This is a genomic window from Paraburkholderia sp. BR10882, from assembly GCF_040948855.1.
Classification (GTDB): Bacteria; Pseudomonadota; Gammaproteobacteria; order Burkholderiales; family Burkholderiaceae; genus Paraburkholderia; species Paraburkholderia nodosa_A.
Window position 1 is genome coordinate 147,035 of sequence record NZ_JBFPKP010000007.1, and the last position, 14,705, is coordinate 161,739.

General features: G+C 62.6%; 14 protein-coding genes and 1 pseudogene. 8 read left to right on the forward strand and 7 right to left on the reverse strand.

The window, feature by feature from the left end:
* Positions 1-31: 31 nt before the first annotated feature.
* Together AB3X99_RS19655 and AB3X99_RS19660 are read right to left on the reverse strand one after the other, a co-directional pair.
* On the reverse strand, positions 32-1,273 hold the full coding sequence (locus AB3X99_RS19655; protein ID WP_368617850.1) for an NAD(P)/FAD-dependent oxidoreductase: 1,242 nt from the start codon (positions 1,271-1,273) through the stop codon (positions 32-34).
* 102 nt (positions 1,274-1,375) lie between these two features.
* The gene (locus AB3X99_RS19660; RefSeq protein ID WP_368604797.1) at positions 1,376-2,287 is read right to left on the reverse strand and encodes a LysR family transcriptional regulator; all 912 of its coding nucleotides are present in this window, start codon (positions 2,285-2,287) and stop codon (positions 1,376-1,378) included.
* Between the two features lie 155 nt (positions 2,288-2,442).
* Here AB3X99_RS19660 and AB3X99_RS19665 point away from each other — a divergent pair, with 155 nt between their 5' ends.
* Positions 2,443-3,468, forward strand: a complete 1,026-nt coding sequence (locus tag AB3X99_RS19665; RefSeq protein ID WP_368617851.1) for a DUF1338 domain-containing protein — start codon at positions 2,443-2,445, stop codon at positions 3,466-3,468.
* A gap of 10 nt (positions 3,469-3,478) precedes the next feature.
* Here AB3X99_RS19665 and AB3X99_RS19670 read toward each other — a convergent pair whose 3' ends face one another.
* Positions 3,479-4,102, reverse strand: a complete 624-nt coding sequence (locus AB3X99_RS19670; protein WP_069261997.1) for a helix-turn-helix domain-containing protein — start codon at positions 4,100-4,102, stop codon at positions 3,479-3,481.
* A gap of 497 nt (positions 4,103-4,599) precedes the next feature.
* On the opposite strand from AB3X99_RS19670, the gene AB3X99_RS19675 reads away from it, so the two are divergent.
* The 6 genes from AB3X99_RS19675 (at position 4,600) to AB3X99_RS19700 (ending at position 11,816) form a co-directional block, all read left to right on the forward strand.
* Positions 4,600-5,751, forward strand: coding sequence for a branched-chain amino acid ABC transporter substrate-binding protein (locus AB3X99_RS19675; protein ID WP_069261996.1), 1,152 nt, complete (start codon positions 4,600-4,602; stop codon positions 5,749-5,751).
* Positions 5,752-6,002: 251 nt separating this feature from the next.
* Positions 6,003-7,502: an aldehyde dehydrogenase family protein gene (locus AB3X99_RS19680; protein ID WP_069261995.1), complete on the forward strand. Its 1,500-nt coding sequence runs from the start codon at positions 6,003-6,005 to the stop codon at positions 7,500-7,502.
* 106 nt (positions 7,503-7,608) lie between these two features.
* Entirely contained in the window at positions 7,609-8,781 is a 1,173-nt protein-coding gene (locus tag AB3X99_RS19685) for an FAD-binding oxidoreductase (protein WP_069262394.1), read from the forward strand.
* A gap of 192 nt (positions 8,782-8,973) precedes the next feature.
* Positions 8,974-10,194 (forward strand): PLP-dependent aminotransferase family protein, encoded by a 1,221-nt coding sequence (locus AB3X99_RS19690; protein ID WP_368617852.1) that lies wholly within the window; start codon positions 8,974-8,976, stop codon positions 10,192-10,194.
* 247 nt (positions 10,195-10,441) lie between these two features.
* Complete coding sequence (locus AB3X99_RS19695; RefSeq protein ID WP_368617853.1) at positions 10,442-11,167, forward strand: haloacid dehalogenase type II; 726 nt, start codon at positions 10,442-10,444, stop codon at positions 11,165-11,167.
* Between the two features lie 10 nt (positions 11,168-11,177).
* Entirely contained in the window at positions 11,178-11,816 is a 639-nt protein-coding gene (locus AB3X99_RS19700; protein ID WP_368617854.1) for an NUDIX hydrolase N-terminal domain-containing protein, read from the forward strand.
* Positions 11,817-11,859: 43 nt separating this feature from the next.
* Here AB3X99_RS19700 and AB3X99_RS19705 read toward each other — a convergent pair whose 3' ends face one another.
* From AB3X99_RS19705 to lhpH, 4 genes are all read right to left on the reverse strand, one after another.
* Complete coding sequence (locus AB3X99_RS19705) at positions 11,860-12,231, reverse strand: H-NS family nucleoid-associated regulatory protein (RefSeq protein ID WP_368617987.1); 372 nt, start codon at positions 12,229-12,231, stop codon at positions 11,860-11,862.
* Positions 12,232-12,329: 98 nt separating this feature from the next.
* Positions 12,330-12,581: a hypothetical protein gene (locus AB3X99_RS19710; RefSeq protein ID WP_342946052.1), complete on the reverse strand. Its 252-nt coding sequence runs from the start codon at positions 12,579-12,581 to the stop codon at positions 12,330-12,332.
* 38 nt (positions 12,582-12,619) lie between these two features.
* On the reverse strand, positions 12,620-12,925 hold the full coding sequence (locus AB3X99_RS19715) for a hypothetical protein (protein WP_069261991.1): 306 nt from the start codon (positions 12,923-12,925) through the stop codon (positions 12,620-12,622).
* A 192-nt stretch (positions 12,926-13,117) separates the two neighbouring features.
* Positions 13,118-14,125 carry a trans-3-hydroxy-L-proline dehydratase gene (gene lhpH, locus AB3X99_RS19720; RefSeq protein WP_069261990.1) on the reverse strand — a complete coding sequence of 336 codons (1,008 nt, stop codon included), beginning with the start codon at positions 14,123-14,125 and terminating at the stop codon, positions 13,118-13,120.
* Between the two features lie 262 nt (positions 14,126-14,387).
* Here lhpH and AB3X99_RS19725 point away from each other — a divergent pair.
* Positions 14,388-14,594, forward strand: a pseudogene (locus AB3X99_RS19725) (FCD domain-containing protein); the annotation flags it as partial.
* Positions 14,595-14,705 lie beyond the last annotated feature (111 nt).

The window sequence follows — 14,705 nt, forward strand, 5'->3', positions numbered from 1 at the left end:
TGGGTGTGGCGCGTGAGTACTGCCGCCGGCCTCAAAAGCGGTCGATGCGAAACGGCGCGAGATCGACGGCGGGCGTCTCGCGCGCCATCAATTGTGCGACGAGTTCGCCGCTGAGCGGCCCGAGCGTGAGGCCCAGATGCTGATGGCCGGTCGCGACGAACACGTTCCGTGCGCCGCGCATCTCGCCGATCATCGGCAGATAGTCGGGCAGCGTGGGGCGCTCGCCGTACCAGCGGCTTGCGACCTGCACCGCGGGCGCGCCGGGAAAGAGCGTCTGGAATTGCGTGGCGAGCATGTCGGCGCGGCGCCAGTCGGGTGCGCCGCGCGCGCCGAGTTCGACGGTGCCGGCAAGCCGGATGCCTTGCGCCATCGGGTTACAGGTGAAGCCGCGCTCGACGAAGCTCACGGGCACGCGCAGCGTGTCTTGCGAGGGCGCGCCGACCTGCACGTGATAGCCGCGCTCGTTGGTCAGCGCAATCCTGGCGCCCAGTTGCTCTGCAAGTTCGGCGCTGCGCGAGCCGGCTGCGATCAGCACCTTGGCGGCTGGGTGCGTCGCGCCGTTCAGCGTGACGCCGATACGGCCGTCGGGGAGGGCGCGCAAGGCGTCGACGGCAGCGCTCGTGAATTTCGCGCCCGCTGCGAGCGCCGCCTCGAAAATGCGCTCGACGACCTGCTGCGGATTCGTGACCGAGGCCATGCCGGGAAAGTAGCGCGCATGGTTGATATGCGGCGTGAGCGACGGTAGATAGTCGCGCCGTACCTGCTCCGCTGTGAGATTCACGTAGCGCACGCCGTACCGGTCGAGCAGATCGAGTTGCGCGCATTCTGTTGCGTGCGCAACGGGTCGCTCGAACACGTAGAGCGAGCCGATGTCGCGAAAGAGGTCGGCGGCGATGCGCTGATCGAGCAGACGACGCCAGGCCTGTGCCGCACCGGTCACGAGACTCGCGAGCGCACGCGTGTTGCGCCGAAAGCGCGGGCGCTGCGCCTGCGCGGCGAACTCCAGCACCCACGGCGCCATGCGCGGCAGGCTGCGTTTGTGCAGGCGCAGCGGGCTGTCGCGGCGCAGCAGCATGCGGGGCAGACCGGCCATCGTCTCGGGGCTCGCGAGCGGCGCGACGTGATCGACCGCGATCAGGCCCGCGTTGCCGAACGAGCAGCCCGAACCGGGCGGCGCGCTGTCGACGATATGTACGCGCATGCCACGCTGCGCCAGATTGAGGGCGGCGCAGACCCCGATGATGCCTGCACCGATGACGACGACATCTTCCATGTCAGTCTCGCGACGAAGAAGTGATTTCGTTCGATGCTAACCTAACTATTTCCTATAGGAAACTTTTTTCTGATCGTATATCACGCGTACTCGACCCGCCGATCAGCGTTGCACTTGCGAAGCGTTGTAGGCGCTCGCCTGCTCGAGCAGCCACGCGCGGAACATCTCGAGTGGCTTGCCGTGGCTGAGTTCGGTGGGATAGACGAAGTAGTAGCCGCCATCGGCAATAGCAGGGGCTTCGAACGGAATGACGACGCCGAACCGCTCGAGCTGGCCTTCAACGAAGAACTTCGGCACGAGCGCCACGCCGAGGCCGGCGGCGGCCGCGGCGATCAGCATCGTGTGCAGCTCGTAGCGCACGCCGTGCATGGTGGCGTTGTCTTCCACGCCGAGGTCGGAGAACCAGCGCGTCCAGGCGTCGGGGCGCGTGGTGGAGTGCAGCAGCGGGTAGGCGAGCAGTTCGTGCGCCTTCTTGACGGGGCGCGCAAGCAGTGACGGAGAACAGACGGGCACCACTTCCTCGCCGAACAGAAAGTCGGAGGACGTGCCGGGCCAGGTCGGCTTGCCGTAGTGGATCGCGGCTTCGAAATGCGACTCCTCGAACGAAAACGTCTCGGTGCGCACGCCCATGTTCACGCGCACGTCGGGCGTGCGGTCGTAGAAGTCCTTGAGGCGCGGAAGCAGCCATTCGGACGCGAAGGTCGGCAGCACGGCGAGCTCCAGATAACCGCCGCCGCTGCCGTGCGCGATGATGGAGAGCGTGTCGCGATCGAGGTTTTCGAGCGCACGCCGCACCTGGGTGCTATAGAGCCGGCCCGCGCGCGTGAGCACGACCCGCTGTTTGGCGCGCACGAACAGGCGCACGCCGAGATTCGATTCGAGCGTGGCGATCTGGCGCGAGACCGCGCTTTCGGTGAGGAACAGCTCCTTGGCGGCGTGAGTGAAGCTCTCGTGCCGCGCCGCGGCTTCGAAGGCCGTCAGCGCGCCGATATTCGGGATCTTGAACTTGCGCATGGTGATTCCAGAAACTCATCAAGTGACAATTTAAACTCGCTTTACGCGGTGCGCAACCATTTGAATAATGCGTTTTACGTATAGCTGACCGAAACCGATGGCCAGAGGCCCCTTTGATGACTGCCGCCAGGCGGTCGTTTCCTGTGAGATTGGTGATGCGCAATTCGAACGTAGAACGCTTGTTGTCCGCGCTGCTGGGCCGCGAGAAAACTGAAACCCTGTTTGCAACGCTGAACTTTCCGTCGATGCTCGGCGACTGGGAAAGCGGCACCGTCACGCGTGCCGAACTCGCCCAGGCGATGAACATGGCGCTGTTCGAAGACCTGCTGGAGCGCTCTCCCAACGGCCGCACGTACACGAACGACACGGTGGCGCAGGGCGGTGCGGTGTACTTCGACCATGGCGCGCTGCGCACGGTGCGCTGGGCACAGAACGGCGCGCTGCCGCCCGGCGAAGCGGCGTTCACGCGCATTCTGCGGCCGCTCGGCTTTCGCCTGAATGGCCGCTATCCGCTTGACAAGCTCGGCATGACGGGGCGCGCCTACGCCCACGAAGACGCACCCGACGAGATCGCGCAGTTCTTCGTGAGCGAGCTGCACCCCGAGCGCTTTTCGGCGGCGTTCCAGCAAGCCGTGACGAACGTGGTGGGCGCATCGAAAGATCCGCTTACGCCGCTGGCCGTGGCGCAGCTCTCCGAACTGGAACGCGACGGCTCGCTGCCGCTCGACGCGGCGCTGCAACTGCTGCCCGTGATCGTCGGTGCATTCGCACGACAGCACGACGTGCCATCTATTTCGAACTACGAGACATTGCTGCAGGAATCGGCGGAAATGGCATGGATCGCGACGGAAGGCAACGCCTTCAATCACGCGACCGACCGCGTGGAAGACGTATTTCAGCTTTCGGACGACGAGAAGGCCAAGGGGCGCCCGATGAAGCCCAGCGTCGAGACTTCGCGCTCGGGCCGCGTGTTTCAGACGGCCTATCGAGCCGACACCGTGACGCGCGAGTTTCGCGCGGCGGACGGCCAGCGTGTGACGCGTGAGGTGCCGGGCTCGTTCTACGAGTTCATCACGCGCAAGCGCACGTTCGATCAGGTCACGCGGCGCTGGCAGACCGATCTGCGCTTCGATGCGGGTAACGCCACGGGCATCTTCAAGATGACCGCGAACGCCGCGTAAGCATGAAGGATCAAACGCCCGGCGCGCCGTCCTGCGTGTCCGGGTGCGGTTCGTTGATGAGCCAGAGGACTTCGGCGTCCTCTTCGCTCGTGGAGACGGCCGCATGCCCCGTGCGGCTGTCGAAATAGAGACTGTCGCCGGTTTCGAGATGTGTCGGTGCGTAAAGCTCGGAGTAGAGACACACCGAGCCGCTCAATATGAAGAGAAATTCCTCGCCTTCATGCCGGCCCCATTCCGTGAACTCGTCGAGCGAGTGCGCCGTCACGCGAATGCGAAACGGGTGCATCGCCTTGTGGGCGAGTTCCGTCGCCAGCAACTCCATCTGATAACAGCCTGCTGAATGCTGTTGCCCATCGCCCTTGCGGGTGAGCGCGCGGCGTCCGCTCGCGCGCGGCCTGGGCGCCGAGCCGAACAGTTCGCCGAGGTCGATCTTCAGACCGTGAACGATCTTCTGCAGCACGTCGAACGTCGGCGACATGACGCCGTTTTCCACCTTCGAGAGCGTGGAGCGCGACACGCCGCACACGCGGCTGGCGGCCTCGAGCGTGTAATCGTGCTTCAGCCGGGCCGCCTTGACGCGCTTGCCCAGCTCCGCCGAAGCATTCTCGGCGGCCTTGAGGGACGGGGTTTCCATTCGGGAACTCGGGGTGTTCGCTGGTGGTTCGCTGATGGTTCGCTGATGGTTCGTATCGTACTCTATGTTTCCGATAATAACATTTGCGTATCGCGCGACGTTTGGCGCGCCATCCAGCAATTAACAAGCATGGCTAAGTAAATCGATCGCCCCGAAGGTTGATGATTTCTGACGCAAACCCAGACGGCGCAAGGCCTGGCGTGCGCTCGATCCGGGCTCGCATGGCATCCACGCACAGGGGGCATATCGGCGTTATCGGGTATTTCCCAATGCCAGCGGGGCCGCGTCACGCCTTGCCGTATTCCCCGCGTGGACGGGCTTGATGAGAAAAGCGCATTACGTGGTGATTAGATTTCGTTTGATGCCGCCTGCACGGCTGCCGACAATCCGCTTACGTCCCGCCGCTCGGCATAGCGGGATGAATCCAGTGCGTCCGAAGGTCCGCGCGACCATTCGAACGCATCACGTGCCGGCTCCAGATACCGAAGGAATATCGCATGTCTCCTCGTTTCCTCGCTTCTCGTCGTGGCTGCGCGATCGCAGCGTCGTTGATGTTGGTTGCCGGCGCGGTGAGCGCACAGGAGATGGTCGTGAAGATCGGCGTGGCCAGCCCGCTTACGGGCGGCGGGGCAGCGTATGGCAAGGACATCGAGAACGGCGTGCGTCTGGCCGTGGACGAAGCCAACGCCGCGCATCCCACCATCGGCGGCAAGCCGGTCAAGTTCGTGATCGACTCGCAGGATGACCAGAGCGATCCGCGCATCGGCGTGCAGGTCGCGCAGCAACTCGTGGATGACAACGTGGCCGTCGTGATCGGCCACTTCAATTCGGGCACGACGCTGCCGGCCTCGAAGATCTACGCGAAGGCGGGCATTCCGATGATCACGCCGGCCGCCACCAACCCGGCCATCACGCAAAGCGGCGCGCCGACCATCTACCGCGTGATCGCCACCGACTCGCAAAACGCAGGCAACGCGGGCAACTATGCGGCGACGGTGACGAAGGCGAAACGCATTGCCATCATCGACGATCGCACGGCCTTCGGCCAGGGTGAAGCCGACGAGTTCGAGAAGGCCGTGAAGGCAAGCGGCGGCACGATCGTCGCGCGCGAGTTCACGAACGACAAGGCGGTGGATTTCAGCGCCCAGCTCACGAGCATCAAGCGCACGAATCCGGATCTCGTGTTCTTCGGCGGCCTCGACGCGCAGGCCGCCATGATCGTCAAGCGCATGCGCCAGCTTGGCCTGAAAGCGCAATTCCTCGCGGGCGGCGGCGTCATGGACGCGAACTTCATCAAGCTCGCCGGCGATTCCGCCGATGGCGCTTCGGTGTGGGAATACGGCCAGCCGCTCGGCACGCTGCCCAAGGGTAGGGGCTTCGAGGCGAAGTTCAAGCAGAAGTACGGCATCGACATGCTCGCCTACGCGCCGTTCGCCTACGACGCGGCGTGGGTCGCGATCACGGCGATGGAGAAGGCCGGCTCGGCGACGCCCGCGCAGTTCAACGCCGCGCTCAAGGCCACGAACTACGACGGCATTACGGGCAAGATCGCTTTCAACGCCCAGGGCGACCTGAAGAGCCCGAGTTCGACGCTGTATCAGGTCAAGAACGTGGCGTGGGTGCCGGTCACGACGCGAACCGCGGACTGAGATCACACGCCTCTGCTACCTTGAAGGGCGCCGGCACTGCCGGCGCCCCAATGCATTGTTTCCAATAGGAAAACAAAGGTGTGCCCGCAGTGCGGGTACATGCCATTTTCATGGCGCAAAGCCGGGCGGAAGCGGTACACGCGGCATGGCGAAATTCCCGTCGATTTTCGTGTTGTCGCCGCAAAATTGCGCGTGTATAGTTTCCTAAAGTAGCAATGTTTCGTATCGGAAATTTTTAAGGGATTCTACCTATGAAAGCCTCCTCCATCCTCTCGGATCTCGGTATCTCCCAGCTCGCGGAAGCGGGCGACATCGCCGTGCATTCACCGATCAACGGCGAACTGATCGGCCGCGTCGCGAGCCAGTCGGCGGCCGACGTCGACGCTGTGCTCGCGAAGGCGCAGGAGGCGTTCAAGACCTGGCGCAATGTGCCCGCGCCGCGCCGCGGCGAACTCGTGCGCCTGCTGGGCAACAAGCTGCGCGAACAGAAGCGCGCGCTCGGCAGCCTCGTCTCGCTGGAAACCGGCAAGATCTTCCAGGAAGGCTTGGGCGAAGTGCAGGAAATGATCGACATCTGCGACTTTGCGGTCGGCCTCTCGCGTCAGCTTTACGGTCTGACCATTGCTTCGGAGCGTCCCGGCCACCGCATGGCCGAATCGTGGCATCCGATGGGCGTGTGTACCGTGATTTCCGCGTTCAATTTCCCGGTCGCCGTGTGGTCGTGGAACGCCGCGCTCGCGCTCGTGTGCGGCAACGCTGTGGTCTGGAAGCCTTCGGAAAAAACGCCGCTCACCGCGGTTGCCGTCAACAAGATCATGCAGGACGTGTTGAAGGAATTCGGCGATGCGCCCGAAGGCCTCACGAGCCTCGTGGTCGGCGGCCGTGAAGTGGGCGCGAAGCTCGTGGCGGATCCGCGCTCGAACATCGTCAGCGCAACGGGCAGTACCGAAATGGGCCGCACCGTCGGCGTCGAGGTCGCGCGCCGCTTTGGCCGCTCGCTGCTCGAACTGGGCGGCAACAACGCAGGCATTGTCTCCCCGACAGCCGATCTCGAACTCGCGCTGCGCGGCATCCTGTTCTCGGCGGTCGGCACGGCCGGCCAGCGCTGCACGTCGCTGCGCCGCCTCTTCGTGCACGAGAGCGTGTACGACAAGGCAGTCGAGCGCCTGAAAGCGCTCTACGGCAAGGTGGTGATCGGCAATCCGCTGGAGCAGGGCACGCTGATGGGGCCGCTCATCGACGAGCAGTCGTTCGCCCGCATGCAGTCGGCACTCGAGCAGGCGAAGCGCGAAGGCGGCAAAGTGTTCGGCGGCGAGCGTCACACGGTGGCGGGCAACGAGAAGGGCTTCTACGTTCGCCCGGCTATTGTCGAGATGCCGTCGCAAACGGAAGTTGTCCTGAAGGAAACCTTCGCACCGATTCTTTACGTCCTCAAGTACAGCGACTTCGGCGACGCGATCGATGCTAACAACGCCGCCCACCATGGCCTGTCGTCGTGCGTATTCACGACGGACCTGCGCGAGAGCGAGCGCTTCACGTCGGCCGCGGGCAGCGATTGCGGCATCGCGAACGTGAATATCGGCCCGAGCGGCGCGGAGATCGGCGGCGCGTTCGGCGGCGAAAAGGAAACGGGCGGCGGGCGCGAATCGGGATCCGACTCGTGGAAGGCTTACATGCGTCGTGCGACCAACACGGTCAACTATTCGTCGGCGCTGCCGCTCGCACAGGGCATCGATTTCAACGTCGAATAAGCGCGTTTGAGGTACGTGACCGGGTGCATCGTGCGCCCGGTCGATGGATCGATTCGCGCAAACCCAATCCATGCGCGCTGCAGTTTTCCGCTATCTGGAGCAAGTCGTGAGTTCTCAAGTCGTTATCGTTGGCGGCGGGGTAATCGGTAGTTCTATTGCTTACTTTCTGCGCGCAGCCGACCCAACGGTTTCCGTGACCGTGTTCGAGCGCGACCCGAGTTATGCGCGCTCGTCGTCGGCGCTTTCGGCCGCGTCGATCCGGCAGCAGTTTTCCACGCCGTTGTCGATCCAGATGTCGCTGTTCGGCATCGAGTTTCTGCGCGGCATTGGCGAGCGGCTCGAAGTGAACGGCAACCGCCCGTCAATCGATCTGCACGAGGGCGGTTATCTCTTCCTCGCCACCGAAGCGGGCGATGCGACGCTGCGCGAGAATCACGCGCTGCAAACGCGCCTTGGTGCCGACATCGAACTCATGTCGCGCGATGCGCTGCACGCGAAGTTTCCCTGGCTCAACGTCGAGGATCTCGCGAGCGGTGCGTATGGACGCAGCGGCGAGGGGTGGTTCGACGGCTACGGCCTCGTGCAGGCGCTGCGCAAGAAGGCGCAGTCGCTCGGCGCGCGCTATGTGCCGGCGGATGTGACCGGCGTCGTGCGCAGTGGCCGCAAGGTCACGCACGTGATCGCGAGCGACGGCGAACGCCATGCGTGCGACACGCTCGTGAACGCAGCCGGCGCGTGGGCGCGCAAGCTCGCGGAAATGATGGACATCGACATTCCGGTTTATGCGCGCCGCCGCAGCATTTTCAACGTGTCGTCGCCGGCGCGGCTTACCACCTGCCCGTTGCTGATCGATCCGTCCGGCGTGTATTTCCGCCCCGAGGGCAACACGTACATCACGGGAACGTCGCCGAGCGCGGAGAACGACCCCAACGATCTGCCGCTCGACGAAGTCGATCACGCCATCTTCGACGACGTGATCTGGCCCACGCTTGCGCACCGCGTGCCGGGCTTCGAGGCGCTGCGTGTGGAGAACTGCTGGTCCGGTTATTACGAGTACAACGTGCTCGACCAGAACGCCATCATTGGTTACCACCCGGCTATCGACAATTGCGTGTTTGCCAATGGTTTCAGCGGGCACGGTCTTCAGCAGGGACCGGCAACCGGGCGCGGCGTGAGCGAGCTGATCCTCAACGGCCGGTATACGACGCTGGATCTGTCTTCGCTCGACTGGTCGCGCGTGCTGGAAAACCGGCCGATCGTCGAAAAGAACGTCGTGTGACGGTGGCATAGGCAGGCCGCACAACGCACAAAGTAGCGCCCGCGATTTCAGCGGGCTTTTTTATTGCGCGACGGCTTGATGAGCAAACCGCATGACGTGGTGATTAGATTTCGTTTGATGTGCCCGTGAGGGCTGACCACAATCGAAGCTTGTCCGTTGCCGCGCTTAACCGCCATCGACTCCATGTCCGCCATGTACGATTTCACCGCACCCTTTCAGCATCCCGCTGGTTCGCCCATTCGCGAGCTTTTCAAGTACCTGGGAGAACCAGGCATGATTTCCTTCGCTGGGGGCTACCCTGCCAGCGACCTGTTCGATGCCGATGGACTGCAGGCGGCAGCGGCCCAGGCATGGCAGGCTTCCACGCGCTGTCTGCAATATGGCCCGACCGACGGTTTGCCCGAATTGAAGACGCAACTGCTCGCGCTGATGGCGCGCCGCGGTGTGACCTGCGCTCCTGAGGAGATGCTCGTCACCACGGGGTCACAGCAAGGCCTCGACCTCTTGTTGCGCGTGCTGCTCAATCCGGGCGACACGGCCTTGACCGAGCAGCCCGCCTATCCGGCCACGCTGCAGGCGCTCAGGCTCCAGCAGGCGCATGTCGTGACGGTGCCTGTCGACGGCGACGGTCTCGACGTGGACGTACTCGCCGCGAAGCTTGCTTCGGGCGCGATCGTCCGGCCCAAGTTGCTGTACACGGTGCCGACCTTCGCGAATCCCACCGGGGCCACGCTCACACGCGAGCGGCGCCTTGCGCTCCTGCGTCTCGCCGTTCAGTACCGCTTTGTGATCGTCGAAGACGATCCGTACGGCGATCTGCGTTTCGCTGGCAACGCGGTGCCGTCGATGCTGGCGCTGGCAAGCGAGGTGCAGGGAGCACGCGATTGGCTCGTGCACTTCTCGAGTCTTTCGAAAGTCGTCGCGCCTGGCTTGCGCGTAGGCTGGACTATTGCGCCCGTTGAAATCGCGCGGCGCTGCGTGATCGCCAAGCAGACCGTCGACCTGTGCAGTACGCCGTGGACTCAGGCTATCGCCGCGCACTACCTGGCGGCGGGCTCGCTCGAACGGCACCTTCCGCACATCACGCAGGCTTATCAACGCAAGTGCGAAGCGCTTTGCGATGGCTTGCGCGCGCAATTCGGCGACGAGATCGCGTTTCATCAGCCCGAAGGCGGCATGTTCGTGTGGGCGCGCATTCCGGGTGTGGCGATCGATGCGCTCTTGCCGAATGCGATTGCCAACAAGGTGATTTTCGTTCCCGGCAAGGCGTTCTTCGCTGACGAGCCCGACACCGCGTCGCTGCGCCTTTCGTTTGCGGCGCCGAACGTCGATGAGATTCGCGAAGGCGTGACGCGTTTGAAGCGGGCCACGCACGCCACGCGAGCGGCGGACGTCACGTCGGCACGCGTCTGAATTTCGCGCGGTTCATGAGGCGCCGCGCGTATCCCGTTACGCAAGCGCCTGTGCAAGCTCGACGAAGAGCTCCACGTAAGGGCAACCGCCTGGTTGACAGCCCAAAGGAAGCGGCCGACAGTGAGGTGCCGAGTTATTGACCAGCGGAACACCGATCTGGCCGAGAAGCTTACGCGCGAACAGTCGATGCTTTCCAGAAACGCTTCCTCGAGGCAATCGCCGCCATGCACTTCCGAAAGGAGTAACCGTGGAATTGACTGACTTCGACACACTGACTTTCGACTGCTACGGCACGTTGATCGATTGGGAAAGCGGCATCTTCGCTGGCCTTAAGCCCCTGATCGAACGGGCCAGGGTGCCGCTGTCGAGAGACCAGGTTCTGGAGGCCCATGCGCGACACGAGTCGTCGCAGCAGAAATATACGCCGGCCAAGCGATACCAGGAGCTGCTGCCCATCGTCTATAAGCGGCTGGCCGAGGAATGGGGACTGCCCTTCACGCACGAGGAGTGCATGGCGTACGGGCGGTCGGTGCGGAACTGGCCGGTATTCGAGGACACCGTAGCCGCGTTGCAGTACCTGAAGCAGCACTACAAGCTGGTCATACTCTCCAACGTCGACAACGAAACTTTCAGCTACAGCAATGCAAGGTTGCAAGTAGCGTTCGACGCCATTTTCACGGCGGAAGATATCGGTTCGTACAAGCCATCGCCGCGAAACTTCGAATACATGCTCGAGAAGCTGGGTGAGCGTGGCATCAAGAAGGAAAAGATCCTTCACACAGCCGAAAGTCTTTTCCACGACCACAAGCCAGCCAGTGAATTTGGTCTGGCGTCGTGCTGGATTTACCGCCGTCATTCGCAGCCGGGCTTTGGCGCGACCATGAATTCCGGATGGCTGCCGAACGTCGCTTTCCGCTTCAACAGCATGGCGGACTTTGCGAAGGCGCATCAGGAAGCCGCGGCGCAAAAGTGAGGCGCGATTGATGCCCACGCCCGCCGAACACGAATCGCTGAGAGCACGCCTCGCGCGGGCGCGCCGGCTACTGGCACTTGCGCAAACGGGGTTGCACTACGCCACGAGCCCATTCGACACGGAACGGTACACGGAAATCGCCAGCATCGCGCATCAGCAACTCGCGGAAATGGCGTCCATGCGAACGAGCGATCTCGCCGCGCTGTTTGCTCTCGAAACGGGATACGCGAATCCTAAACTCGACGTCAGATGCGCCGTATTCAACCAGTCCGGTCAAATCCTTCTCGTGCGAGAGTCCGTGGACGGCTTGTGGTCTCTGCCCGGCGGTTGGGCCGACGTGGGCGTTTCGCCCGCCGAGAACGCGGCAAAAGAGGCACGTGAAGAAAGCGGCTACACGGTGAACGTCGTTCGGCTATTGGCCGTGTGGGACATGCTCAAGCACGGGCATCCGCCTTCTGTGTTTCACATCTGGAAACTGGTTTTCCTTGGGGAAATCGTGCGCGCGGGGAAAATAGCCGGAGCCGAAACCGACGCCGCTCAGTTCTTTGATATCGATAACCTGCCAGCCTTGTCCCAAGGCCGGATTCTGCCGGAACAAATTCGACGACTGGATGCACTGCGCAATAACAGTGACGTCGAATTCGACTGAAGTTTTGCTTTAACGCCGGGGCGGCGTTTAACCCGTCATGCTTTCAGGCGGCGCCGGAGTGCTCTGTTCTGACTTTTGCCAGGCGGCTGCCGGCAAATGGGTCCTGTCGCCAGTCCACGCTTGGGGCTTTCACTGATTGCTGTTCAGGTTCAGCCGCCTCGCCGACTGCAAAATGCTCGAGCGACTGCCCCGCGCTTGTCGCCTGCACCACCCACCGCGGGGCGTCGCCCTTGCCGTCCCACGTGTGGCCAGCCGCATCCCGGTAACGGGCGGCGCGCATTTGCGCGGCGTCTGCTGCCATTGACGCAGCAACATCTTCGGGTTCAATACCATATTCGGCCATCCGACGCCGCAGATAGGCCACGATGCTTTCGCGTTTTCGTTCGTCCATTTCTAGTTGTGCTTCGCTCTGAATGCAACTCTTGAGCAGAATATAGCGCAAGTCGCGTGCCGCCACGATATCACAGCTTGAATAGGCGTCCCCGGCGGCTGTCGCGAAAGGTCCGGCGGGAATCAGGTGTTGAGCTTCTGGGCGCGCTCGGCTTGATGTTCTGCGGCCCGTTCCTCCGCATGCTTTTTCGCAACGTGATGCCCCACGATGCAGCCGCCAACGGCGCCAGCAACGGCGTGGTGGCCCGCATAATGTCCGGCTACACCACCCACGACAGCACCTTTGAGGCAGCCGGCGGCATGTGCGCTGCTGGCTGCCGCGAGGCCTAAAGTTGCCGCCGCGGCAAGCACCCTGATTCGATTATTGACGTTCATGATAAACACTTGTGTGAAATATTAGCTTTGGAACCGGCTCAATAGCCCCAGCGGCCATTATCGTGCCACTCGCGCTCACGCCATTGGTGTTCGCGACGCTCGTGCTCCCGCCATTCGTGTTCCCGCCACTGACGCGCGCGCCAGTCGTCGTCGCCGCGCCAAGCCACCGCGACCGGAGGAGGCGCATAGGCGGCAGGCGGCGGAGCAACGTACACGGGCTGAGCCGGAGCGTAGGCGGCGCCAGGCAGTGCGACGCCCACGGCCAGATCGACGTGCGCAAACGCTGCGCTCGAAGCAGCCAGTGCGGCCGCGCCCAGTACCACGCCGAGAATCGTCCTTTTCATTTCACTACTCCTTCGCACCTGTCGTGCGTTTCTGGTGAGCACGGTTCGGAGTGTAGGCGGCGAGCCCGGACACAGGTGCAACGGCCGTGCGATTTTCGTAACGGCGCGTTATTTCGCATGTTCCGATATGTAAAAAAAGCGCGGACGCTCATTCACAGCGTTCCGGGCTGCCAGGTACCAAGAGGAAGAGGGCTAGCGGACAAGGAATCCGTAAGTCAGCGGATCGCGCTCGTCTACGATCCAGGTCGCGAAGCCGCACACGAACGCGTTGCCTTCGACTTCGGGAATCACTGCCTCGAAGTCGCCGACGGTCGTTTCGCCGAGCACGCGTCCCTTGAAAACCGTGCCGATAATGGACTCGTTCACGAGGGTCTCGTCTTTGCCGAGTTCGCCACGCAGGTACAACTGGGCGACGCGTCCACCCGTGCCGGAACCGGTCGGTGAGCGGTCCACTTCGCGGTCCGCGAACACGCAGCAGTTGGCTTGCGTCGAGCCTTCGTGCCGCGGTGCATTGGCGATGATGGTCCCGTAAATGTGGTTGATTTCGGGAATCTCGGGATGCTCGACAGGGTAGGCCTTGTTCGCGGCTTCCTTCACCTCTGCGCCGAAGCGGATGAGTTCCTCGACCGACGACTCGCGCACGGCGAGCTCATGTGGCTGGCCGTCAGTATAGAAATAAAACGCGCCGCCGAAAGCAATGTCGCCCTTCACCGTACCGAAGGACGGCGTCTCGACAGTCACATCGCGCTTCCAGATGAACGAGGGGACGTTCACGAATCGCACGTTGCCCGCGTGTTCGCCATCCCATTGAACGAAGGCTTCGATAAAGCCACAGGGAGCGTCGATGCCGACACGCGTTTCCGGAACACTGCGCTGCACCCAGCCAAGCTCGACCGCTGCGGTGGACAGCGCGATCACGCCGTGTCCGCAGTGGTCGCTATAGCCCTCGTTGTGAAGGAAGATGATGCCGAAGTCGGCGCTCGGGCTGACCGGTTCGGTCAGATAGCCGCCGTACATATCGGCGTGACCGCGCGGCTCGAACATCAACGCGGTGCGGATTTCGTCGGCGTTTTCCTTGAGCCACGCACGACGCTTCACGATCGTGTCGCCGGGCAGGCGAGGCAATCCGCTGGTGACGATACGGAATGCTTCGCCGCCGGTATGCACTTCGACGGTCGTTATCGTGCGAGTAGTCTTCATGATGTTTTTACGCTATTGACTCACTGGCCGTACGGAACCGGCAGGCCGTCCATTTCTCGGGCGCAATGTGGAACCAATCTATACCACTTGTGGTGGATAGCACGAAATGTGTCAATGTGGACTTAAACTAGACCAAAAAGTCTCGTCAGGTCCGGAAAATTGGTTTCTTCGCATGAACATGCCGCCAAGGCCAGCAGGGAGTGGTCGCGAAAGTGGTATGTTTGAGAACAACTCAAGGCGCACTGAGAACTCACGATGACCACTCGCGGAAGAAATTGCATCGACCATGGGCCAGTCGCTGTGCAAGCGACTCAAGGACGATGGGATTGACGACCCGGCTCGCATTCGGCTGTACGTTGCCGAGCATCGTCTGATTTACGAAGCCATTGTCTGCGGAGACGCCGATGCGGCGGCGTTCTATGTCGAGCGGCATATTCATCGGGTGCAAAGAGATATCACGCCGCAGTAAGTGACTTTATTGCGGCTCCCGGCAGCGTCATCGAAACGACATCCAGGCAACATGCTTCGTTCACCGTTTCAACAAACTGATGGTTGAAACTGGGGCCTTTGGCTAATACAG